Annotated in this window: 21 protein-coding genes; 17 read left to right on the forward strand and 4 right to left on the reverse strand. The window is 64.3% G+C overall.

All coding sequences use genetic code 11. The features are described 5' to 3' along the window. The first annotated feature begins 79 nt into the window (after positions 1 to 79). Together J2Y48_RS01755 and J2Y48_RS01760 are read left to right on the forward strand one after the other, a co-directional pair. Complete coding sequence (locus tag J2Y48_RS01755) at positions 80 to 1,054, forward strand: complex I NDUFA9 subunit family protein (protein ID WP_310411771.1); 975 nt, start codon at positions 80 to 82, stop codon at positions 1,052 to 1,054. 265 nt (positions 1,055 to 1,319) lie between these two features. Further along, a complete protein-coding gene (locus J2Y48_RS01760; RefSeq protein ID WP_310411774.1) occupies positions 1,320 to 1,472 on the forward strand; it encodes a hypothetical protein in 153 nt (50 codons plus the stop codon). A gap of 79 nt (positions 1,473 to 1,551) precedes the next feature. Here J2Y48_RS01760 and J2Y48_RS01765 read toward each other — a convergent pair whose 3' ends face one another. Further along, complete coding sequence (locus J2Y48_RS01765) at positions 1,552 to 2,358, reverse strand: undecaprenyl-diphosphate phosphatase (protein ID WP_310411777.1); 807 nt, start codon at positions 2,356 to 2,358, stop codon at positions 1,552 to 1,554. Positions 2,359 to 2,528: 170 nt separating this feature from the next. Between J2Y48_RS01765 and J2Y48_RS01770 the strand changes: the two genes are divergently transcribed. The 9 genes from J2Y48_RS01770 to J2Y48_RS01810 all read left to right on the forward strand — a co-directional run bounded on the left by J2Y48_RS01770 (position 2,529) and on the right by J2Y48_RS01810 (position 12,688). Beyond that, complete coding sequence (locus J2Y48_RS01770) at positions 2,529 to 3,221, forward strand: glutathione S-transferase family protein (protein ID WP_310411782.1); 693 nt, start codon at positions 2,529 to 2,531, stop codon at positions 3,219 to 3,221. An 11-nt stretch (positions 3,222 to 3,232) separates the two neighbouring features. After that, on the forward strand, positions 3,233 to 4,396 hold the full coding sequence (queG, locus tag J2Y48_RS01775; protein WP_310411785.1) for a tRNA epoxyqueuosine(34) reductase QueG: 1,164 nt from the start codon (positions 3,233 to 3,235) through the stop codon (positions 4,394 to 4,396). Continuing rightward, on the forward strand, positions 4,396 to 5,268 hold the full coding sequence (locus J2Y48_RS01780; RefSeq protein ID WP_310411788.1) for an SDR family oxidoreductase: 873 nt from the start codon (positions 4,396 to 4,398) through the stop codon (positions 5,266 to 5,268). The genes queG and J2Y48_RS01780 overlap by 1 nt, the downstream gene beginning before the upstream one ends. A gap of 387 nt (positions 5,269 to 5,655) precedes the next feature. Then, positions 5,656 to 6,015 (forward strand): septal ring lytic transglycosylase RlpA family protein, encoded by a 360-nt coding sequence (locus J2Y48_RS01785; protein WP_310411791.1) that lies wholly within the window; start codon positions 5,656 to 5,658, stop codon positions 6,013 to 6,015. Positions 6,016 to 6,086: 71 nt separating this feature from the next. Continuing rightward, a complete protein-coding gene (locus J2Y48_RS01790; RefSeq protein WP_310411793.1) occupies positions 6,087 to 7,373 on the forward strand; it encodes an RsmB/NOP family class I SAM-dependent RNA methyltransferase in 1,287 nt (428 codons plus the stop codon). A gap of 196 nt (positions 7,374 to 7,569) precedes the next feature. Continuing rightward, the gene (locus J2Y48_RS01795; protein ID WP_310411796.1) at positions 7,570 to 8,850 is read left to right on the forward strand and encodes an imelysin family protein; all 1,281 of its coding nucleotides are present in this window, start codon (positions 7,570 to 7,572) and stop codon (positions 8,848 to 8,850) included. A gap of 49 nt (positions 8,851 to 8,899) precedes the next feature. Beyond that, positions 8,900 to 10,432, forward strand: coding sequence for a di-heme oxidoredictase family protein (locus tag J2Y48_RS01800; RefSeq protein WP_310411799.1), 1,533 nt, complete (start codon positions 8,900 to 8,902; stop codon positions 10,430 to 10,432). Continuing rightward, positions 10,432 to 11,562: an imelysin family protein gene (locus tag J2Y48_RS01805; protein WP_310411801.1), complete on the forward strand. Its 1,131-nt coding sequence runs from the start codon at positions 10,432 to 10,434 to the stop codon at positions 11,560 to 11,562. Before J2Y48_RS01800 ends, J2Y48_RS01805 begins: the two co-directional genes overlap by 1 nt. 40 nt (positions 11,563 to 11,602) lie before the next feature. Beyond that, positions 11,603 to 12,688, forward strand: a complete 1,086-nt coding sequence (locus tag J2Y48_RS01810; RefSeq protein WP_310411804.1) for a DUF1513 domain-containing protein — start codon at positions 11,603 to 11,605, stop codon at positions 12,686 to 12,688. Positions 12,689 to 12,694: 6 nt separating this feature from the next. On the opposite strand, the gene J2Y48_RS01815 is transcribed toward J2Y48_RS01810, so the two are convergent. Next, positions 12,695 to 13,273, reverse strand: a complete 579-nt coding sequence (locus J2Y48_RS01815) for a GNAT family N-acetyltransferase (RefSeq protein ID WP_310411807.1) — start codon at positions 13,271 to 13,273, stop codon at positions 12,695 to 12,697. A 118-nt stretch (positions 13,274 to 13,391) separates the two neighbouring features. Between J2Y48_RS01815 and J2Y48_RS01820 the strand changes: the two genes are divergently transcribed. The 4 genes from J2Y48_RS01820 to J2Y48_RS01835 all read left to right on the forward strand — a co-directional run bounded on the left by J2Y48_RS01820 (position 13,392) and on the right by J2Y48_RS01835 (position 16,520). After that, positions 13,392 to 13,841, forward strand: a complete 450-nt coding sequence (locus tag J2Y48_RS01820) for a PaaI family thioesterase (RefSeq protein ID WP_310411809.1) — start codon at positions 13,392 to 13,394, stop codon at positions 13,839 to 13,841. Continuing rightward, positions 13,838 to 14,476 carry a 5'-methylthioadenosine/S-adenosylhomocysteine nucleosidase gene (locus J2Y48_RS01825; RefSeq protein ID WP_310411812.1) on the forward strand — a complete coding sequence of 213 codons (639 nt, stop codon included), beginning with the start codon at positions 13,838 to 13,840 and terminating at the stop codon, positions 14,474 to 14,476. The genes J2Y48_RS01820 and J2Y48_RS01825 overlap by 4 nt, the downstream gene beginning before the upstream one ends. 58 nt (positions 14,477 to 14,534) lie before the next feature. Beyond that, positions 14,535 to 16,097, forward strand: coding sequence for a glutamine-hydrolyzing GMP synthase (gene guaA / locus J2Y48_RS01830; protein WP_310411814.1), 1,563 nt, complete (start codon positions 14,535 to 14,537; stop codon positions 16,095 to 16,097). Between the two features lie 174 nt (positions 16,098 to 16,271). Further along, positions 16,272 to 16,520 (forward strand): hypothetical protein, encoded by a 249-nt coding sequence (locus J2Y48_RS01835; RefSeq protein ID WP_310411816.1) that lies wholly within the window; start codon positions 16,272 to 16,274, stop codon positions 16,518 to 16,520. A 157-nt stretch (positions 16,521 to 16,677) separates the two neighbouring features. Here the strand turns inward: J2Y48_RS01835 and J2Y48_RS01840 are convergent, their stop codons facing one another. After that, on the reverse strand, positions 16,678 to 17,238 hold the full coding sequence (locus J2Y48_RS01840; protein ID WP_310411818.1) for a methylated-DNA--[protein]-cysteine S-methyltransferase: 561 nt from the start codon (positions 17,236 to 17,238) through the stop codon (positions 16,678 to 16,680). Between the two features lie 336 nt (positions 17,239 to 17,574). Between J2Y48_RS01840 and J2Y48_RS01845 the strand changes: the two genes are divergently transcribed. Both J2Y48_RS01845 and J2Y48_RS01850 read left to right on the forward strand, forming a co-directional pair. Then, a complete protein-coding gene (locus J2Y48_RS01845) occupies positions 17,575 to 18,633 on the forward strand; it encodes a succinylglutamate desuccinylase/aspartoacylase family protein (RefSeq protein WP_310411821.1) in 1,059 nt (352 codons plus the stop codon). A 169-nt stretch (positions 18,634 to 18,802) separates the two neighbouring features. Beyond that, complete coding sequence (locus J2Y48_RS01850) at positions 18,803 to 20,266, forward strand: phospholipase D-like domain-containing protein (RefSeq protein WP_310411824.1); 1,464 nt, start codon at positions 18,803 to 18,805, stop codon at positions 20,264 to 20,266. 15 nt (positions 20,267 to 20,281) lie between these two features. On the opposite strand, the gene J2Y48_RS01855 is transcribed toward J2Y48_RS01850, so the two are convergent. Then, on the reverse strand, positions 20,282 to 21,130 hold the full coding sequence (locus J2Y48_RS01855) for an endonuclease/exonuclease/phosphatase family protein (RefSeq protein WP_310411827.1): 849 nt from the start codon (positions 21,128 to 21,130) through the stop codon (positions 20,282 to 20,284). Between the last annotated feature and the right edge of the window lie 133 nt (positions 21,131 to 21,263).

Consider the following 21,263-nt stretch of genomic DNA (forward strand, 5'->3'; position numbering starts at 1 on the left):
GTGCAGACAAGCCTTCACCTGCCGGTTTCTTTGGGATATGTAGGCCGCACCCACCTCGCCTATTCCAGGAGCTTCCCGCATGACACTCTCCAACCTTCCGCCGCAGGTCACCGTGTTCGGTGGTTCCGGTTTCGTCGGACGTCATGTGGTGCGAGCACTGGCGAAGCGGGGCTACCGAATCCGCGTCGCCGTGCGGCGGCCGGACCTGGCGGGTTTCTTGCAGCCGATCGGCGGCCTCGGCCAGATCTCCTTCGTGCAGGCGAACCTGCGCAATCGCGCCTCGGTCGAACGCGCAGTGCAGGATGCGGACCACGTCGTGAACTGCGTCGGCATCCTCTTCGAGAGCGGACGCAACCGCTTTGACGCCGTTCAGGATTTCGGCGCCCGCGCGGTGGCGGAAGCCGCCCGTGCCCGCGGCGCCACCCTCACGCACATCTCGGCCATCGGCGCAAATGCGAATTCGGCCTCGGGCTACGCCCGTTCCAAGGGGCGCGGGGAACTTGGCATCCGCCAGGCGCTGCCGGACGCCGTCATCCTGCGCCCGTCGATCATCTTCGGGCCGGAGGATAGCTTCTTCAACAAGTTCGCCGAGATGTCGCGCTTTGCGCCGGCCTTGCCGCTGATCGGTGGCGGCCACACCAAGTTCCAGCCGGTCTATGTCACGGACGTCGCCGAAGCCGTGGCGCTCTCGGTCGACGGCAAGGTGGCGAAGGGGACGACCTACGAACTCGGCGGTCCGGAAGTGCTGACCTTCCACCAGTGTCTCGAATTGATGCTGCAGGTCATCGACCGCAAACGGCCGATGGTCTCCATTCCCTTCAGCATTGCCTCGTTGATCGGCTCCATCTCCTCGCTCGTCCCCTTCGTCACGCCGCCGCTGACTGCCGACCAGGTGAAGCTGCTCCGCTCGGACAACATCGTGTCCGACGAGGCAAAGAAAGAGGGGCGCACGATCCAGTCGCTCGGGATTACGCCCGCGCTCGCCGAAGCGATCCTGCCGTCCTATCTCGTTCGCTACCGCCCCAAGGGGCAGTTCACGCGCGGCACCTTGTAGCCGAAACGGGACCCACGGGTCGGGAGCTTACGCCCCTTTCCGAAGCCGTTCCGGCGCCCCTTGCGCATCCGGCAGCCACCCCATCATTTGCTTGGACGGCGGAACGTTGCAGTTCTGCCGCAGTAAAAAAGTCCGTACTGTATTTACGTGACATTCAGCATATTCGCTTATTGATGTTTTGCAGGGCGGCACATACACACCGCCTCGCGTGACGGGCCAGTGCGGCAGAACCGGCGCGGATCTCTCCTTTAAGGACCTCTTCGACATGGGCAAGGCAATTGCACTCTTCTTCGGCTGCGCAGCACTGGTGATCCTGGCTGGCTCCTTCATGGCCCCGACCACTGTCGCTGCCGGCAAGCATGGCTGTGCGCCCGCCTATGGCGTCGATCCCTGCACGACCGCTTCGATCGGCCGCTGAGCCGGCAAAACAAAAGCCGGACGATCACGCCCGGCTTTGCTTTACGTTTTACGAGATTGGGTCTGCTTTAGGGCCCGCCCTACCCCCAAAGCGCCAGGCCGATCAATCCGGCCACGCCCACGACGATCCGCCAGAGCGCGAAAGGTGCAAAGCCGCGCCGCGAGACGAAGTCGAGCAGCGAGCGGACAACCAGCAACGCTGCGAAGAATGCGGCCACGAAGCCGACAACGATCAGCATCCCATCGTCAAAGCTCAGCGCATCCCTGTTCTTGTAGAGGTCGAGCGTGAAGGCGCCGAGCATGGTCGGCATGGCGAGGAAGAACGAGAACTCCGCCGCCGAACGCTTGTCCGTGCCCATCAGCAGCGCACCGGCGATCGTCGCGCCCGAGCGCGAGGTTCCCGGCACCATGGCCAGGCATTGGAACAGGCCGATCTTGAGCGCCAGCGACGGCGGATAATCCATGACGTCCTTGTAGCGCGGGTTCAGCGGCAACCGATCGATCGCGTACAGTATGACGCCACCGACAATCAGCACGACACAGATCAACTGTGGGGTCTCGAACAGCACCGTCTTGATGAAGTCGTGCGCGATCACGCCAATGAGCGCTGCCGGCAGAAAGGCGACCAGGACACAGAGCACGAACCGCCGCGCCTTTGCGCTGGTCGGCAGTGCGATCGCGATCTGGATCAGCTTCGTCGCGTAGACGGCGAGGATGGCCAGGATGGCGCCGAGCTGGATCAACACTGCGAAGGTGTTGCCGGGCGACTTGAAGCCGAGGAAATGCCCGGCAAGCAGGACATGGGCCGTTGAGGAAACGGGGATGAACTCGGTCAGCCCCTCGATCAATCCGAGAACGAGGGCACTGACTATCGATTGGTCGGCCATGGAAAATCCTTGAAGAGATGGTGTCACACGCGAACACGGAAACTGATTCGCTTGTGTTTAGGTCGCCATCTTCCTATAGCTTTGTGGCAGGAGTCGTGACCAGTGCAAACCGCCGCTCCGGCCCTTCGGCCGGTCCACTTCCTCCGCCTGTCATCTAAAGAAAAGCCAGAATGCCGACCCTCTATCATCACCCGATGTCCTCCGCCTCGCGCTTTGTCCGGCTGATTCTCGCCGAATACGGCTACCAGACCGATTTCGCGGAGGAACAGCCCTGGGAGAACCGGCGCGATTTCCTGGCGCTCAACCCGGCCGGCACGCTGCCCGTCTATGTCGATGACAGCATGCGCGCGCTGTGCGGGGCCACCGTGATCTCCGAGTATCTCGACGAGACCCATGGCGTCTTGAAGCGCGACCGGCGGCTGCTTGCAGAGGATCCTTTCCAGCGGGCGGAGATTCGCCGGCTGGTCGAATGGTTCCTGCAAAAGATGGAGCAGGACGTGACACGACCGCTGGTGCGGGAGCGCATCTTCAAACTGCAGATGACGCCGGACCAGGGCGGCGGCCCGCCCGACAGCAAGATCCTGCGCAATTCGCGCGCAAACATCCGCCAGCACATGAAGTATCTGTCCTGGCTCGCCGGGTCGCGCACCTATCTCGCTGGCGACCGGCTCAGTTATGCCGATCTCGCCGCGGCCGCGGCGGTGTCCGTGCTCGACTATCTCGGCGAGATCAACTGGCAGGACGCACCGCAGGCAAAAGACTGGTATCAGCGGATCAAGTCGCGCCCCTCCTTCCGCCCCATGCTGGCCGAGCGTGTGCGCGGCGTAACTCCGGTCTCGCACTACGCGGACCTTGATTTCTGAGGCCAGGACCCATGCCCGGCGCCGTCGACAGCGCGGACAGATCCGACAAGGCACGCCAAAAGCTGAAGGCGTTCCTCCTCTCCGAGGCGATCGAGAAGGGGTTCGACATCTGCCGCGTGGCACGGCCGGATTCCATCCCGGATGCACCAGAACGGCTGAAGGCGTTCATCGACGCCGGCTACCAGGGAACGATGGACTGGATGGCGGAGACGAGCGAGCGGCGCGCCGATCCGCGGGTGCTCTGGGGCGATGTGCGCTCGGTCGTGCTTTTCGGAATGAACTACGGGCCCGAGGAGGACCCGCGCGACGTGCTTACCATGCCCGACCGGGCGGCGATCTCGGTCTACGCCCGCAATCGCGACTATCACGACGTCGTCAAGGGCAAGCTGAAGGAGATCGCCACCCGGTTTGCCGCGCGCGCCGGCGAGGACGTGAAGGTGTTCGTCGATACGGCTCCGGTGATGGAAAAGCCGCTTTCCATGCAGGCCGGCCTCGGCTGGCAGGGAAAGCACACGAACCTCGTCAGCCGCACGTTCGGCTCCTGGCTCTTCCTCGGTAGCATGTTCACCACCGCCGAGCTTGCCCCGGACGAACCCGAGCGCGACCATTGCGGCTCCTGCCGCGCCTGCCTCGATGCCTGTCCGACCAACGCCTTTCCCGCGCCGTACAAGATCGACGCACGGCGCTGCATCTCCTACCTCACCATCGAGCACAAGGGCGCGATCGACCGGGATTTGCGGCCGCTGATCGGCAACCGGATCTATGGCTGCGACGACTGCCTGGCGGCGTGTCCCTGGAACAAGTTTGCCGCGACCGCTTCGGAAATGAAGTTCCACGCCCGCGCGGACCTACGGGCGCCGCGTATCGCCGAATTGCTGGACCTGGACGACGCCGCCTTCCGCACGCTGTTTTCCGGCTCGCCGGTCAAGCGGGTCGGGCGCGACCGGTTTATACGCAACGTGCTGATCGCCGCTGGCAACAGCGCCGATCCGACGTTGATACCGATCTGCATGAGGCTGACAGACGACCCCTCGCCGACCGTGCGCGGCATGGCGGTGTGGGCGTTGCGCCGGCTGATGAGTGAAACCGAGTTTCAAGTTTTTGCCGGACGAGCAGCCGGCGAAACCGATCCCGAGGTGCGATCGGAGTATGAAGCGGCAATGGAGGCTATCTGATGCGTCTTCTGGTTCTGGGGGCTGGCTTTTCCGGTCGCGCCATCGCGCAGACCTTCAAATCCGCGGGCTTTTCAGCCGCGGGAACGACACGCTCCGCAGACAAGGCGGCGGCTCTGCAGGCGCTCGGTATCGTCCCTTTGGTCTACGACGGGGAAGCGATCTCCAGCCAGCTTGCAGCGTGCATGCGGGAAACCACCCACCTTGTCCAGTCCATCGCTCCGGGCAAGAGCGGCGATCCGCTTTTCCGCCCGGGCGTCATGCCACTGCTGGATCTGATGCCGAACCTGCAGTGGGCCGGCTACCTCTCGACCGTCGGCGTCTATGGCGACCACAAGGGGGCCTGGGTCGATGAGGACACGCCTATCCATCCGGTTTCGACGCGCTCGGTGGAGCGGGTCGGGGCGGAAAATCGCTGGCTCGCCTTTTCTGCGGAGAGCGGTGTTCCGGTTGCGGTCCTGCGGCTCGCCGGCATCTATGGCCCCGGTCGCAACGCGCTGCGCAACGTCGCCGAGGGCACGGCACGACGGCTGATCAAGAAGGATCAGGTCTTCAATCGGATCCGTGTCGAGGACATCGGCGGCTCGGCGCTGTTTCTGGCTCAGGGCGGGCACGGCGGGATCTTCAACATCACCGACGACGAGCCCGGGCCGCCCCAGGATGTCGTGGCGGAAGCGGCCCGGCTGATGGGGGCCGAAATGCCCCCGGAGATTCCCTTCGAAACGGCCGAGCTGTCGCCGATGGCGCGGTCGTTCTACGGCGAAAACAAGCGCGTCTCGAATGCGAAAATCCGCTCGCTCGGCTTCACCTTCCGGTACCCGAACTACCGCATGTCACTGGCACAGATGTTGACCGACGACGTCTGGGGCGGTTGAGGCCGCCAGGACGGTTAACAAAAGGTTGCCAAAACGGGGCCGCACCCGCCCAAGTTTCGTCTCTTTTGCACCACTTTTCCGGGAAAAGAGTCCTCGTTAGATTCGGTTTAGGGTACTCTTTTCGACGTATGTGCAATTTTTTTTCGTCGCCCCCGGGCGATCGAGGCGGAAAATTCCACGCTTGTCAACACTTCAAGATCATCACTGATTCTAAACGACTTTTTCCGACCCGACGGTGGTCAAACGGAAGTCATCGGCATTTTATTCAAATCGTTACCAACATCTTAACGAAGTAAACCGCCCCGAGGCGTGCGATTTTTTGCCATTTTTGGCCCGAATACACAGACCTGTCAGAAGAAACTGGACACCAGCTCTGAGGGGGTCAACATGTCTTTCAAGTCCTCTGCTGCAGCACTTGCGGCAATCGTCATCGCTGCGCCCGTTACCTTCGCATCCGTCGCCGAAGCCGCCGGCTGCGGCGGTGCCTCGTGGTACGCCCTGACGTCGAAAACCGCTTCCGGGGAACGCATGAACCCGACCAAGCTGACGGCTGCCCACAAGACCCTGCGCTTCGGCACCAAGGTCAAGGTCACCAATTCCAACAACGGCAAGAGCGTCGTCGTCCGCATCAACGACCGCGGCCCCTTCATTCGCGGCCGGGTGCTCGACCTGTCGAAGGCGGCCGCCTCTGAAATCGGCATGATCGGCGCCGGCCACGCCAAGGTCTGCTACCAGATCGTCAGCTGACGCATTTCTCCACCTTCGGCTTGCTCTTGCCGCCCATCGCCGTTACCACGGCGTCAAAATGGAGTTGAGCAATGCGGTTGGGTGGACGGCTCGCGGGAGCCATCGAGGTTCTGGCGGATATCGAGACGCGCAGTCGTCCGGTGGCCGACGCGCTGAAGGACTGGGGCCACGCCCACCGTTTCGCCGGCTCCGGGGATCGGGCGGCGATCGGCAACATCGTCTATGACGCGCTGCGCATGAAGCTGTCGCACGCCTACCTGATGGACGATGACAGCGCTACTTCTCTGGCCCTGGGTGTCATGCTGCGGCAGTGGCGCCTGACCGCCGAGGCGCTGGTTCGGGAACTGGACGGCGACAAGTTCGCCCCGGAAATTCCCACCGAGCGGCTGAAGGCCTTCGCCACGCGCCGACTGAAGGACGCGCCGCTGCATGTGCAGGGCGACATTCCCGCCTGGGTCCAACCCTCCTTTGAAGAGAATTTCTCCGAAGACTGGCTCGAGGAGGCCAAGGCGCTCACAGGGCGTCCGACCCTCGATCTCCGCGCCAACACGCTGAAAGCGTCGCGCGAGAAGGTGCTGAAGGCGCTCGACGGCAGCGGCGCCGTGCCGACCACGATCGCCCGCAACGGCATCCGCATTCCCGCTGGCGAGGGCCCCGCACGGCTGCCAAACGTTACCGCCGAACTCTCCTTCCAAAACGGTTGGTTCGAGGTGCAGGACGAAGGCTCGCAGATCGTGGCCGACCTGGTCTTCGCGCAGGACGGCGAGCAGATCCTCGATTTCTGCGCCGGCGGCGGCGGCAAGACGCTGGCGATGTCTGCCACCATGAACAACAAGGGACAGGTGCACGCCTACGACGCGGACCGCAAGCGGCTGGCGCCGATCATCGAGCGACTGAAGCGCGCGGGCACGCGCAACGTCCAGGTGCACGAGGATTTCTCCAGCCTTGCACCGCTCGCCGGCCGTTTCGACCGCGTGCTGGTCGATGCGCCCTGCACCGGCACCGGCACCTGGCGGCGCAGGCCGGACACGAAGTGGCGGCTGACGGACAAAAACCTCGAAGAGCGGCTCGCCCAGCAGGAAGAGGCGCTGGCGAGCGCTGCAGACTTCGTGCGCCCGGGCGGCTATCTGCTGTATGTTACCTGCTCGGTGCTGCCTGAGGAAAACGAGAACCAGGTCTACGGGTTTTGCGAGGACAATCCGTCCTTCGAGATTCTTTCCGCCGCGGAAGTGTGGATGGACCTGTTCGGTACGGACAAGCCGCAGCCATGGTCGGCGGACATGAAGACGGTGACGCTGACGCCGGCTTCGACCGACACGGACGGCTTCTTCTTCTGCGCCATGGGCCGCAAGAATTGACATTCGGCAATTTGGCGGCAACCTCCTGGCCGAACTGTCGAACGATTCTAAACTATACCTTTTGACACCAGTTTAATTTTGAGAGAAGAGACTCCGGCTTGTACGCCCGGCCGCGGGCGACGTCCCGACGCCTCGTGCCCGCTTGGGCAGGTGCGCCGGGAGGGAACGAAACTCAAATGGAATCCCGGGAGACATCATGAAGACGCCCTTTCTTCGCACGGCCGCATTGGCGCTTCTGGCCGCCACCTCCGCGTTCGCCGTCCAGCCCGCCTCCGCCGCGACCGACGCGGCTGCAGTCGTCAAGCACTACAGCGAGATCGCGCATGCCAAGTTTTCCGACTCGCTTTCCACCGCCAAGGACCTCGCAGCCGCTATTGACGCGCTGATCGCCAACCCGACCGAGGACACGCTGAAGGCTGCGCGCGCCGCCTGGATCAAGGCCCGCGCGCCCTACCAGCAGACGGAAGTCTACCGTTTCGGCAATGCCGCCGTCGATGAGTGGGAGGGCAAGGTCAACGCCTGGCCGCTCGATGAGGGGCTGATCGACTACGTCGACGCAAGCTACGGCACGGAAAGCGACGAAAACGCGCTGTTCGTCGCCAACGTGATCGCCAATGCCAAGATCAAGATCGACGGCAAGGACGTGGACGCCACCAACCTCACGCCGGAATTCCTCGCAGGCACCCTCCAGGAGGCCGGCGGCGTGGAAGCAAACGTCGCGACCGGCTATCACGCGATCGAGTTCCTGCTGTGGGGTCAGGACCTGAACGGCACCGGCCCGGGCGCGGGCAATCGTCCGGCAACCGACTTCGACACGAAGACCTGCACCGGCGGCAACTGCGACCGCCGTGTCGCCTATCTCAAATCCGCGACCGATCTGCTGGTCGGCGACCTGGAGGAAATGGTCGCGCAGTGGGCACCGGAGGGCGAGGCTGCGAAAACCGTCAATGCCGATCCGAAGGCCGGCCTCTCGGCCATCCTCACCGGCATGGGCTCGCTGTCCTATGGCGAACTTGCCGGCGAACGCATGAAGCTGGGCGTCCTGCTGCACGACCCGGAAGAGGAGCACGACTGCTTCTCCGACAACACGCACAACTCGCACTACTACGACGCGGTCGGCATCCAGAGCGCCTATACCGGCGAATACATCCGTCCCGACGGCACGAAGCTGACCGGCCCGTCGCTTTCTAAACTGGTTGCCGCGAAGGATGCGGGCCTCGACACCGAGATGAAGGCGAAGCTCGACACGACCATTGCGGCCATGCAGGCGATGGTAAAGCGCGCCGAGTCGGTCGAGGCTTATGACCAGATGATCGGTGAGGGCAATGCCGAGGGCAATGCGGTGGTGCAGGCGGCAATCGACGGGCTCATCGACCAGACCAAGACGATCGAGCGGGTCATCTCGGCGCTGGACCTGGGTAAGATCGAGCTTGAAGGTTCCGACAGCCTGGATAATCCTAACGCTGTCTTCCAATAAGAATGCAAAGGCGGGCCGCGCACGTTCACGACGCGGCCCGATCTCAACCATGAGGCCACCCCACGCCCTTTTGCCCGCACTCGGCGCGTTGCTGCTGTCGCTCGCCGGCGCCGCACCGGCTTGCTCGGGCGAACTGCCCGGCAGCGAAGGCCGCACAGACCTTTCCGCCAAGGACAAGGCAAGGGTCGAAGCGGTGACGAAGCCGACGGCGGACTTCTCCAAGGAGGAACAATACGAGGCGATGTCCGGCGGCGCGGCGACCTCGACGGCAGCCGTCAACGCAGACAGCTTCTCCCATTTCTCCGAAAACCTCACCTTCCAGCAGGAAGAGGGGTTCAAGCTCGGCAACGCGCTGTTCCGCAAGGTCTGGGTGTCCTCGCCCTCGTCGACGCAGGCCTCCGACGGGCTGGGACCGCTCTTCAATTCGCGCGCCTGCCAGAACTGCCACCTGAAGGACGGCCGCGGCCACCCGCCGGAACCCGGCGACAACACGAGCACCACCTTCCTGCGCCTTGCCCGCCCGCCGGCAGACGAGGCCGAACAGGCGAGGCTGGACAAGCTCGACGTTCTCAACTTTCCCGACCCGGTCTATGGCGGCCAGTTTCAGGATTTCGCCGTTCCCGGCCTGGCGGCAGAAGGGCGGATGCAGGTCGAGTACACGGAGGAGGCCGTGGCGCTTCGCGGCGGCGAGACGGTTTCTTTGCGCAAGCCCCGTTACTTCGTGACCGATCTCGCCTATGGCGACCTGGACCCGGCCACCACGCTTTCGCCGCGAATGACACCGCCGATGATCGGGCTTGGCCTGATCGAGGCGGTCCACGAGGCGGATATCCTGGCGCTCGCCGATCCGGACGATGCGGATGGCAACGGCATCAGCGGCAAGGCCGCGCTGGTTCGCGACAAGACGGGGAAACTCCTGCTTGGCCGGTTCGGCTGGAAGGGGCAGAATCCGACCGTCCGGCAACAGAGCGCCGAAGCCTTCATGAACGACATCGGCATTTCCACGCCGGACACCCCTGCCAGCCACGGCGACTGCACACCGGCCCAGGTGGCTTGTCTCGCCATGCCCGTAGGCGTGCAGAAGCGGCTCGGCGACACCGAGGCGCCGGACCCGGTCCTCGACCTCGTGACCTTCTATGCGGAGAACCTCGCCGTTCCGGCGCGCCGCAAGGCGAGCTTTGCCGAGACGCTGGCCGGCAAGAAGGTGTTCTACGAGATTGGCTGCATCGCCTGCCACAATCCGAAATTCGTCACCCGCCGCGACGCGCGCGACAAGGCGCAGTCCTTCCAGCTCATCTGGCCCTACTCGGACTTTTTGCTGCACGACATGGGCGACGGACTGGCCGACGGGCAACAGGTGGGTCTCGCCGATGGCCGCGAATGGCGGACACCGCCGCTTTGGGGTATCGGCCTGACGGAGACGGTCAGCGGCCACACCTATTTCCTGCACGATGGGCGGGCGCGCAATCTGACCGAGGCCATCCTCTGGCACGGCGGCGAGGCGGAAGCCGCCCAAAACCGCTTTGCCGATCTGGAGAAGGCCGACCGTGACGCCTTGCTGAGCTTCCTGGAGACCCTTTGATGACCCTGCCGCACCACACCGGCCTGCGCCGGATGCTTCTTGCCGGCCTTGCCTTTGCCGCCCTGGCGTTGCCCGCACAGGCCCAGGACGCCAATCCGCTGCCGCCGGCCGTCCTGACCGACGAAGCGGTCTCCGCCGTGATGGCGCGGGCAGTCGACGAAGTCATTCGCCCCGGCTATCGCGACCTGCACGCATCGGCGACCGCGCTGACCGCAGCCGTCTCGACCTTTTGCGCGACCCCGTCCGCCGAGAGCAAGACCGCCGCCCATGCCGCCTTCGACGATGTGGTGGCGAAGTGGTCGTTCATCGAGATCGTCCGCGACGGGCCGGTGCTTGAGCACAACCGCTTCGAGCGCATCCTCTTCTATCCTGACCGCAAGAACACGGGGCTGAAACAGGTGCAGGCGCTGTTGGCGAAGGCGGACGAGAAGGATGCCGATCCTGCCGCCCTGCCGGGAAAGAGCGTTGCCGTTCAGGGGCTGGGCGCGCTGGAATTCGTCCTCTACGGCACAGGCTCGGAAACGCTGGACGAAACCAAGGACAGCTTTCGCTGCCGCTATGGCGCCGCTGTTGCCGAAAACATCGCCACGACGGCGGGCGCGCTCAGCGCCGATTGGGAACGAGCCGCCGGCGTCCAGAACGACTGGAAGCACCCGGGACCGGACAACCCGGTGTTCCGCGACAGCAAGGAAGCCATCACTGCCCTCCTCGGCATTCTCGTCCACGGCGCGGAAACAGTGCGCGACCAGCGCATCGAGGCCTTCTACAAGGGCGAGGATGCCAGCCCGAAGCCGAAGTCGGCCGTCTACTGGCGATCCGGCAATACCTGGAACTCGATCCACGGCAATTTCGAAGGACTGCGCGCCTTGTTCACGAAATCCGGCATGGAAGGTCTGCTGGATCCGGGGGCAGCCTCCATCGCAGGCAACGTCGAATTCGTTATCCGGTCGCTGGAACGGGTCGTACCGAAGATCGATCCTGATATCGAAAACGCCGTCCATGATCCGGCCGAGCGGAAGAAGATGGACTTCCTCATCGTCAATGCCCGCGACCTCGTTCTGCGGTTGAGCAACGAGTACGGCGGGGCGATCGGCCTGGGGGCCGGCTTTTCATTTTCGGACGGCGACTGATTAGAGAAGCTTTCTTTACGGCGAATGCAGGAAAGGCGCCATGCGCACACCGCTACTTGATCGCAGGCACTTCTTGAAGGCGGCCGGCGCTGCCTGGGCAGCAACACTTGCGCCCTCCTCGCTTTTTGCGCTGGAGCGCGCCGACGCCGTGTTTGCTTCCGGCTTCATGGCGCCAGATGGAAGCTACGGCGTCGCCACCCTTAGCGAGGACGGTGCGATCATCGACCGGGTGCCGTTGCCGGCGCGCGGCCACGGCATGGCCTACAGCGCCACGACCGGGCATGCCGTCGTCTTTGCCCGCAGGCCCGGCACCTTCGCCCTGATCTTCGATACACGGCGGCAGGCAGAGCCGATCGTCATCGCGGCCGGTGCGGAGCGGCATTTCTTCGGCCATGGCAGCTTCTCGCCGGACGGGCGGCTGCTCTATGCGAGCGAGAACGATTTCGACGCCAACCGCGGGGTGATCGGCCTCTACGACGCGACCGACCGCTATCGCCGCATCGGCGAATTCGACACCTACGGCCTCGGCACACACGACATGACGGTGTCGGACGACGGCCGGACGCTGGTCATCGCCAATGGCGGGATCGAGACGCATCCGGATTTCGGCCGCACCAAGCTGAACCTCGACCACATGGAGCCGTCGCTGGCTCTCGTCGATGCCGCGGCCGGCGCGCTGATCGAACGGCATGCACTGCCGCCGGCGCTGCGCCAGCTTTCGACCCGCCACGTCGACATCGACGACAAAGGGCGCGTCTGGTTTGCCTGCCAGTACGAAGGATCACGCAGCGATCTGCCGCCGCTCGCCGGCCATTTTGCCAGGGGCGAGGACATCCGCTTCCTTGATCTGCCGCCGGAGACGACGACGCGGCTTGCCAATTATGTCGGCGCGATTGCCGTCAACCGTGCGGAAGGACTGGTCGGGCTTACCTCGCCGAAGGGTGGGGTGGCGGTCACGGTCGAGGCCGCGACCGGGCGGGTCCTGCGCCAAGAGGCCATTGCCGACGCAGCCGGGATCGCGCCGTCGCAACACGGGTTCGCCGTCTCCTCCTATGATGGGCGGTTCAAGGGGATGAAAGCCGATCTCGCCTGGGACCAGCACATCGTCCGCCTCGGGCGGACGTAAGCAGGGTCAGGCCGCGCCTGCGTCCCGCGAAATCAGCAGGTGCAGATCCCGCCAGACGTAAGCCACCTGTTCGTAGCGGTGGCCACCCAGTCCGATGATGCTGGTTTCGACCGGCGTCGCCCCCAGGCGCTCGTAGAAGGCGCGGTTGGGATTGGTCGAAAGAACCCAGGCAATCAGCGTGACCGTGCCGCCCTCGACCATCCGCCTCGCCACTGCCCGCACCAGCGCGCCGCCGATGCCGCGGCCCTGATAGGCCGGCAGGACATAGAGCGCATAGATCTCTCCGACGGGCGTCGACGCGTTGTAGCGGGCGGGGCCATAGTTCGCAAAGCCGACCAGGGCATCGCTCCTGTTATCGATCGCGACGTAATGCCCAACGCCCGTCGCGTTACGACGGGACATGTGCCGCACCGCCTGCTCCGCCGGCGACATGCGGTCGAGATAGGCATCGTCGAGCTGGCCGCGGAAAGTCGCCCTCCAGGTCTCCACGAGCACCCGGCCGATTGCAAACACGTCCGCGGTCCGGCCGTGCCGGATTTCGATCGCATCGTCCATTTGAAAGATGTAGGGCACCGGCCCGCGCATGCAAATCTCCCCGCCGTCGGGACGCGTCCGGATTTGCGTGCAATTGACGCCTTGCGATGCGAAAGCACGCGTGCGAGGGTCTCGCGCCGGGCGTATCCGGTAAAGCGAAACGAGCGACATGACAGACCTTCCACCCGCGGATTTCCGCGAACGCATCACCTCGAGTTTCCAGCGCCAGGCGGCCATGCGCCTGATCGGGGCGCAACTGACGCGCATCGAGCACGGCACCGTCGAAATCGAGCTCCCCTTCGACGAAAAGCTGACGCAGCAGCACGGTTTCCTGCATGCCGGCATCATCTCGGCCGCGCTCGATTCCGCATGCGGCTACGCCGCCTATTCGGTGATCGACCCCGACGCCTCCATTCTGACGATCGAATTCAAGGTGAACCTCATGTCGCCCGGCCGCGGCGACTGGTTCCTATTCCGCGGCGAGGTGACGAAGCCGGGATCGAACATCATTGTCGCGGACGGACGGGCATATGCCGTCAGTGACGGACCGGCCAAGCTGATCGCCTCGATGACCGGAACGATGATGGTGGTGCGCGGCCGGGAGGACGTGGCCGGATGAGCTATGAGCTGAAAAACGTCGCCGGGCGAAAGCTGCTCTACGTAATGGCGGTCGCCTCGGAATATGGCGAGCACCTGCAAAGCCGCATATCGCCGCTGCTGACCGGCATTGGCCCGGTCGAGGCTGCGGTGCAGGTGACACGGGCGCTCGCCCAGCTGGACGCGAGCAACAGCCTGCCGGACCTCGTCGTCTGCCTCGGCTCGGCCGGCTCCGCCACGCTGGAGCAGACGGAAATCTACCAGGCGACCAGCGTCTCCTACCGCGACATGGACGCCTCGCCCCTCGGGTTCACCAAGGGCGCTACGCCACTTCTCGATCTTCCGGTGGTGGTGCCGATGCCGCTGCGCGTGCCCGGCATCGCCGGCGCCGCATTGTCGACGGGCGCGAACGTCGTCAGCGGCGCCGCCTATGACGCGATCGACGCGAACATGGTGGACATGGAGACCTTCGCCGTGCTCCGCGCCTGCCAGGCCTTCGGCGTGCCCTTGATCGGCCTGCGCGGCATCTCCGACGGCAAGGCCGAACTGAAGCATGTCGGCGACTGGACCGAATACCTGCACGTCATCGATGAGAAACTCGCCGATGTCGTCGACGATCTGGAACGGGCTGTGGCGGACGGATCGATCGCGGTTTGAAACCGCAAATCCGGGCTGCCCGGTTGCGCGCTGCGGCAAATTTCATTAAAGGCTCGCCATGACCCAGACACCCCATCCCGACAGCGTCCTCATCATTGATTTCGGCAGCCAGGTGACCCAGCTCATCGGCCGGCGCGTGCGCGAAGCAGGCGTCTACTGCGAGATCATCCCGTTCCAGTCCGCCGAAGAGGCGTTCCACCGGATGAAGCCGAAGGCGATCATCTTCTCCGGCGGCCCGGCATCCGTGCTCGATCACGGCAGCCCGCGCGCGCCGCAGATCGTGTTCGAGTCCGGCCTGCCGATCCTCGCCATCTGCTACGGGCAGCAGACGCTCGCAACCCAGCTCGGCGGTAAGGTCGAGGGCGGACACGCCCGCGAATTCGGTCGCGCCGACGTGGAGATCCTGAAGGATAGCCCGCTGTTCGAAGGCGTCTGGGAAGTCGGCGAGAAGTATCCGGTCTGGATGAGCCACGGCGACCGCGTCACCGTCGCCCCCGAAGGCTTCGAGGTCATCGGCGTCTCCGAAAACGCGCCGTTTGCGGTCAGCGTCAACGAGGCGAAGAAGTATTACACCACCATGTTCCATCCTGAGGTGGTGCACACGCCGGACGGGGCGAAGCTGCTGTCGAACTTCGTACACAAGATCGCCGGCATCAACGGCGACTGGTCGATGTCGGCCTATCGCGCCCGCGCCGTCGAGGCGATCCGAGAGCAAGTCGGCAACAAGCGCGTCATCTGCGGGCTGTCGGGCGGTGTCGACAGCTCGGTTGCGGCCCTCCTCATTCACGAGGCCGTCGGCGAGCAGCTGACCTGCATCCTCGTCGACCACGGCCTGATGCGGAAGGACGAGGCGGCGAACGTCGTCGCCATGTTCCGCGAGCACTACAACCTGCACCTGATCCACGTCGACGCCTCCGACCGCTTCATCGGCGAGCTGGAGGGCGTCTCCGATCCGGAAACCAAGCGCAAGATCATCGGCCGGCTGTTCATCGAGGTGTTCGAGGAAGAGGCGAAAAAGCTCGGCGGCGCGGAGTTCCTGGCGCAGGGCACACTCTATCCGGACGTGATCGAGAGCGTCTCCTTCACCGGCGGCCCGTCCGTCACCATCAAGTCGCACCACAATGTCGGCGGCCTGCCCGAGCGCATGAACATGCAGCTCGTCGAGCCGCTGCGCGAGCTCTTCAAGGACGAGGTGCGCGTGCTCGGCCGCGAGCTCGGCCTGCCGGACAGCTTCATCGGCCGCCACCCCTTCCCGGGTCCGGGCCTGGCCATCCGCTGCCCGGGCGACATCTCCCGCGACAAGCTGGAGATCCTGCGCGAAGCCGACGCCATCTACCTCGACGAGATCCGCAAGGCCGGTCTCTACGACAAGATCTGGCAGGCCTTTGCCGTGCTGTTGCCGGTACAGACCGTTGGTGTGATGGGCGACGGGCGCACCTACGAGTTCGTCTGCGCGCTCCGCGCCGTCACCTCGGTGGATGGCATGACGGCCGACTTCTACCACTACGACATGAACTTCCTCGGCCGTGCCGCGACCCGCATCATCAACGAGGTGCGCGGCATCAACCGCGTCGTCTACGACGTGACGAGCAAGCCGCCGGGCACGATCGAGTGGGAGTGAGAATAGCTACTCAGCGAATAATTTCTTCACTCTAGGCTGAACGCCCTGAGCTTAAGCCCGCGAAATCGCGGGCTTTTTCATGCTGGGCATCTTTGTCTTGGGAGAGACCTGCTGACGTAGACGCAGCAAGGGCAGGATCGTCCTTCAACTGCCCGTGCCAGGAGGCCGGTTGGCTTGGAAAGGTTGATCCGCAAGCGCACCTGCCGGCGCTCCAGCCCGACCTCCGGGCAAATGGTGGCGACCAGCAGGGCGAGCACGACACGAAGCCCCAGGATCATCCTTCTACTGGCCGCCAGCCCGACGCCGATTCCGCAGATGTTCGTTCGGTTGCCCGACCTGGGGACTCTGCGGCTCAACATCGAAGCCTTAGTAGTGATCTGGTCGATGCGCGTACCGTTGTCAATCCAGCGTCAGTACGGTTAAGCGAAGGGCACGATCGACTGGGAGTCAGCGCAGCCGTGCCATCGGCACGCCGTCGCATGGTGACGGTCACATCTATCGCCTGCGCTCGCCTGATGAAGCGGCAGGCGGGCTGACAATGACGCACGGGCACCCCCTAGACGCCCGTCCTTCCCATTGCCTAGAACCCGAACGACTGCTGGGCGGGTTCCGGCGGGGCGAAGGAAATACCCTCAAGCGCCAGCATCTTCAGCTTGGACGAGGCGCCGCCCGGGGCGGAGAAGCCGCCGATCTTGCCGCCGGCGGCGAGCACCCGGTGGCAGGGAATGATGAGGGCGACCGGGTTTTTCGCCATGGCCTGACCGACATCCCGCGCGGCTTCCGGGCCGGCGCCGAGTTGGCGGGCGAGCGCGCCGTAGGTGATTGTTTCCCCCCAGCGGACTTGCCGGACGGCATCGTAAATCGCCTTGATGAAGGGCGACTGGCCGGAAAGGTCGACGGGTACGCCGGTAAAGTCGACCGCCTCGCCGGCAAAATAGCGACCGATCGCCGAGACTGCCTCCGCAATGGCAGGCGGAGGCTCCGCGGGTTCGGCGGCAGGCAGACGTCGCAGGAGCAGGCGGCGCGTCGTGTCCGCATCCTGACCCGGCAGTTGGAAGCGCATGACACCGGCGGCGTTCCAGGCGATGGCGCAATGACCGCTCGGCGTTTCGAAGACCAGATAGCTAACCGCGTCGGACATGGCGAAAAAGCTCCGTGCTCGCGTATGTCCCCAGATTAGGCTTCCCCGACAGGAGTTCAACCCGATTACCGCCGCCGCCGGCATGGGCCCTTGTCGGCACGGCTCTGCGGCGAAACCTTGGTTCCCGTTCCGGCCCAGCATCGGACGAACCCCGCCCGGTCAATTTCCGAGGCAGGCCGGATCGCCGGGACGGTAATTCGTGCTGAAGTTGCCGAATCTTGACTTCGCGACCACAAGGAATGGAACCTTCTTGTCGACCGATGCTCGGTCAGCTAACCATGCAGCACTGCGACAATTGTCCAGCCGAAGTCAGCTCAAGCATCAGCGAACAAAGACATGAACATTTCCGAACTCATCATCCCCGGCGACACTCCCGGCATCGAATGGCGGATTCCGGTGCTGCATTTCGTCGGCACCTCCGCCACCGCACCGAAGGTCTATATCCAGGCTGCGCTGCATGCCAACGAGCTGCCTGGCACGGCCTTGGTCCATTACCTTTGCGAGCGCCTGCGCGGCGCGGAGGCCGAAGGGGCAATCCTCGGCGACATCGTGGTCGTGCCGCAGGCCAACCCGATCGGTGCCGCACAATCGCACTTCGGTGAGATGCAGGGCCGCTTCGACCTTGCCTCGCGAACCAATTTCAACCGCGACTTCCCGCTGGTCACGCTTGCCGAACGAGACAGCCTGCTTGCCGACCTCGGCGGGCAGACGGCGGTCAACCGGCTGAAGCGTAGCCTGCTGCACATGGCGCTCGGTGCCGATCTCGTGCTCGATCTGCACTGCGACGATGAATCCGTCCAGTACGCCTATATCGACGAGGCCTTCTGGCCGGAGGCTTCTGATCTCGCCAGCGCGCTGGCGATGGAGGCGGTCTTCCTCTCGGACGGCGAAAGCACCGCCTTTGAAGAGGCGGTCGGTTATGCCTTCAAGCGGCAGGGCGAAGAGAAGCTGGCACGGGTGCCGGGGCGGCTTGCCGTGACCGTGGAGCTGCGCGGCCGGCGCGACGTCTATCCCGACATGGCGAAAGCGGACGCACACGGGCTCTGGCGCTTCCTTGCCGCACGTGGCGCCGTTCGCGACGAAACCGTGCGCCTGGCCGACTACACCGGGCCGGCGGTGCCGCTCGACAACATCGAGATGGTTCGTGCGGTCGAACCGGGCACGGTCCTGTTCCACAAGGACATCGGCGACACGGTCGAGGCGGACGACTTGCTTGCGACCCTGATCACAGAGCCGGGTGCAGCGGACGGCTCCGTCGAGATACGTGCCGCCCGCGCCGGGTTTATTGCAACCCGCACGTCCGATCGCTTCGTCCGCAGCGGTGGCGATCTGATGAAGATTGCCTGCGGCGAGCCGACCCGTTTGGGCCGAAAGCCGGGCACGCTCGAGGACTGAGAACTGTTTTCCTCAACTGCAAGACGCGCACAGACGACGGGACGGGCCGGCTTTGACCGGCCCGTCCCGTCTGCCGGCGCTTGGCAGAAGCGACTTTCATTGCCCCCGTCCCCGCTCTAAGGTGAATTCACCAACGCGTTCAATCACTAGGGGCGGTGTCCGGGCCGATATGTTGCAGACGATCTCCGACTACTGGCCGCACATTCTGGTTGTCCTGTCGATCCTGCTCGGCCCGCCTGCTGCAATCCATGCAACGATGACGAAGGCAGAGGTGCGCGCCGCGATCGGCTGGGTCGGCGTCATCCTGCTTTCGCCGATCATCGGGGCCGCCATCTACTATGCGTTTGGCGTCAATCGCATTCACCGCAAGACGCTGACGCTTCAACGCGCTGGCCCGATAACGCAAAAGGGCCGTCATCATCCGGCTTCCTATGACATCGCCGACGAAACGGTGCATGCCCGATATGGCGGAGCGCTGGCGGCGATGAAGCATCTCGGCGACAATGTCGGGCGCTTCCCCCTCACCTCCGGCAACCGGATCGAATTGCTCGAATCCGGCGATGTGGCCTACGAGGCCATGCTCGCGGCCATCGGCAGCGCCAAGCGCAGCATTCTGCTGGAGACCTACATCTTCGATCGCGACGGCATGGGAGTGCGGTTTGTCGAAGCTCTGTCCGTGGCAACCGCACGCGGCGTCGACGTTCATGTGCTGATCGACGCGGTCGGCGCCCGCTACTCGACGCCCAGCATCGTTCCTTCGCTGCGGCACGCCGGCGTTTCGGTGCGGGTGTTCAACGGCAACATCATCATGGGACTGCGGCTGCCCTATGCGAACCTGCGTACCCACCGGAAGATCCTGGTGATCGACGGGCAGATTGCCTTCACCGGCGGCCTCAACATTCGCTCGGACTTTACGAGCGAATTCGCGGGTGAATTGGTCGCCAAGGATACCCATTTTCGCGTTGCCGGTCCGATCGTCGGCGACCTCTTTCATATCGCCTACGAGGATTGGCGCTTCTCCGGCGGCGAGGCCCTCGACGGCGATGCCTGGCGGATCGAACCGCCAAAGGCCGAGCCGGGGACGGAACTGATGGCCCGCGTGGTGCCCTCCGGTCCGGACAAGAGCATCGAAACAAACCTGCGCATGCTGATGGGGGCGATATCGATCGCCAAGAGCCACATCCGCATCATGTCGCCTTACTTCCTGCCCGAGCGAGACCTGATCAGCGCCCTGGTGACCGCGGCGCGGCGCGGTGTTCGGATCGACATCGTCGTGCCCGGCACCAACAACCTGATGCTCGTCGACCTGGCGATGACAGCGCAGTTCGACCAGTTGTTGACAGCCGGCTGCCGCATCTGGCGTTCGAGCGGCAGCTTCAACCACTCGAAGCTGACCGTCGTCGACGGCGTGTGGTCCTATATCGGCTCGTCGAACTTCGATCCGCGCTCGCTCCGCCTGAACTTCGAGATCGACATCGAGGTGTTCGACACCTTCTTTGCCGCCGCGATCGAGGCGCGGATCGGCGCCGTGCTGAAAACCGCCGAAGCGGTCGATCTGCATGCGTTGCGCGCCCGCCCCTTCTCGCGCCGGCTGATCGAACGGATCACCTGGCTGGGGTCGCCTTACCTGTAATGCCAGTTACAAAGGTTATGCGGATCGCAGCGCGGCGGGCTCCGGCGAGCAATAGTTGCGATCCCAGATCGCCTTCAGGTCGATGTGCGCCTTGATCGGCAGGTGGTCGGAGGCCACCTTGGCGAGCGGACTGTCATGAACCTCGACGGTTGCGACGAGATCATGTGGGTGACCGAGGACGCGATCGAGTGCCAGAACCGGAAAGCGCGATGGGAAACTCGGGACGGCGCCGGAGGCGGGGTCGAATACCGGCGAAAGCGGCGAAAGCGAGGAGCGCCGCCCGACGCGCCATTCGTTGAGATCGCCGATCAGGATCGTCGGCATCTCCTCTTCCTGGGCGACGGATGCGAGAATGTGCTTGGCCTGCATTTCGCGCGATCGCTTGAGAAGGCCGAAATGGGCGGCGACGACCCGGAGCCTGCCGGTCGGAAAGTCGATGTGGACCACCAGCGCGCCGCGGGGCTCGACGCCCGGCAATTTCAATTGCTGAACCTTGAGAACCGTGCCCTTGCGAAACATCAGCATATTGCCGTGCCAGCCGTGGCCGGTGCTGGACAAGGTCGTTATCGGTACCGGCACGAGGCCGCAGTCCCGCTCCAGGCTGGCAAGGTCAAGCAAGCCCGAACGGCAGCCGAAGCGCTTGTCCGCCTCCTGAATCGCGATGATGTCCGCATCAATTTCGGAAATGACCTCGGCCACGCGCTCCGGATCGAATTTTCGGTCGACACCGACGCATTTGTGGACGTTGTAGGAGGCGATGACCGTGTCGCCACCACCGCGATTGGCGGATAGCGGCCGGTGCCCACGGCGGTTGCGGATCGCAGACAAGGCTGCGGTGCTCACCTTCTCGTTCAGCTTTCTCAACGAACCTTCCTTTGCACGGTCGTGCAGGTCGAAGATAGGGAACGCTTCGGCGCGCCGCAACTGCGAAACGATAAAATGTGCCTTCACGGCAAACCGAACGGGCACGAAAGATCACGCTCGAAATCCGTGACCA

Source organism: Mycoplana sp. BE70 (assembly GCF_031455855.1).
Taxonomy (GTDB): Bacteria; Pseudomonadota; Alphaproteobacteria; order Rhizobiales; family Rhizobiaceae; genus Mycoplana.

Coding starts and splice junctions, on each gene's coding strand:
- J2Y48_RS01755 (WP_310411771.1), top strand. CDS start 80: ATGACACTCTCCAACCTTCCGCCGCAGGTCACCGTGTTCGGTGGTTCC.
- J2Y48_RS01760 (WP_310411774.1), top strand. CDS start 1,320: ATGGGCAAGGCAATTGCACTCTTCTTCGGCTGCGCAGCACTGGTGATC.
- J2Y48_RS01765 (WP_310411777.1), bottom strand. CDS start 2,358: ATGGCCGACCAATCGATAGTCAGTGCCCTCGTTCTCGGATTGATCGAG.
- J2Y48_RS01770 (WP_310411782.1), top strand. CDS start 2,529: ATGCCGACCCTCTATCATCACCCGATGTCCTCCGCCTCGCGCTTTGTC.
- queG (WP_310411785.1), top strand. CDS start 3,233: ATGCCCGGCGCCGTCGACAGCGCGGACAGATCCGACAAGGCACGCCAA.
- J2Y48_RS01780 (WP_310411788.1), top strand. CDS start 4,396: ATGCGTCTTCTGGTTCTGGGGGCTGGCTTTTCCGGTCGCGCCATCGCG.
- J2Y48_RS01785 (WP_310411791.1), top strand. CDS start 5,656: ATGTCTTTCAAGTCCTCTGCTGCAGCACTTGCGGCAATCGTCATCGCT.
- J2Y48_RS01790 (WP_310411793.1), top strand. CDS start 6,087: ATGCGGTTGGGTGGACGGCTCGCGGGAGCCATCGAGGTTCTGGCGGAT.
- J2Y48_RS01795 (WP_310411796.1), top strand. CDS start 7,570: ATGAAGACGCCCTTTCTTCGCACGGCCGCATTGGCGCTTCTGGCCGCC.
- J2Y48_RS01800 (WP_310411799.1), top strand. CDS start 8,900: ATGAGGCCACCCCACGCCCTTTTGCCCGCACTCGGCGCGTTGCTGCTG.
- J2Y48_RS01805 (WP_310411801.1), top strand. CDS start 10,432: ATGACCCTGCCGCACCACACCGGCCTGCGCCGGATGCTTCTTGCCGGC.
- J2Y48_RS01810 (WP_310411804.1), top strand. CDS start 11,603: ATGCGCACACCGCTACTTGATCGCAGGCACTTCTTGAAGGCGGCCGGC.
- J2Y48_RS01815 (WP_310411807.1), bottom strand. CDS start 13,273: ATGCGCGGGCCGGTGCCCTACATCTTTCAAATGGACGATGCGATCGAA.
- J2Y48_RS01820 (WP_310411809.1), top strand. CDS start 13,392: ATGACAGACCTTCCACCCGCGGATTTCCGCGAACGCATCACCTCGAGT.
- J2Y48_RS01825 (WP_310411812.1), top strand. CDS start 13,838: ATGAGCTATGAGCTGAAAAACGTCGCCGGGCGAAAGCTGCTCTACGTA.
- guaA (WP_310411814.1), top strand. CDS start 14,535: ATGACCCAGACACCCCATCCCGACAGCGTCCTCATCATTGATTTCGGC.
- J2Y48_RS01840 (WP_310411818.1), bottom strand. CDS start 17,238: ATGTCCGACGCGGTTAGCTATCTGGTCTTCGAAACGCCGAGCGGTCAT.
- J2Y48_RS01845 (WP_310411821.1), top strand. CDS start 17,575: ATGAACATTTCCGAACTCATCATCCCCGGCGACACTCCCGGCATCGAA.
- J2Y48_RS01850 (WP_310411824.1), top strand. CDS start 18,803: ATGTTGCAGACGATCTCCGACTACTGGCCGCACATTCTGGTTGTCCTG.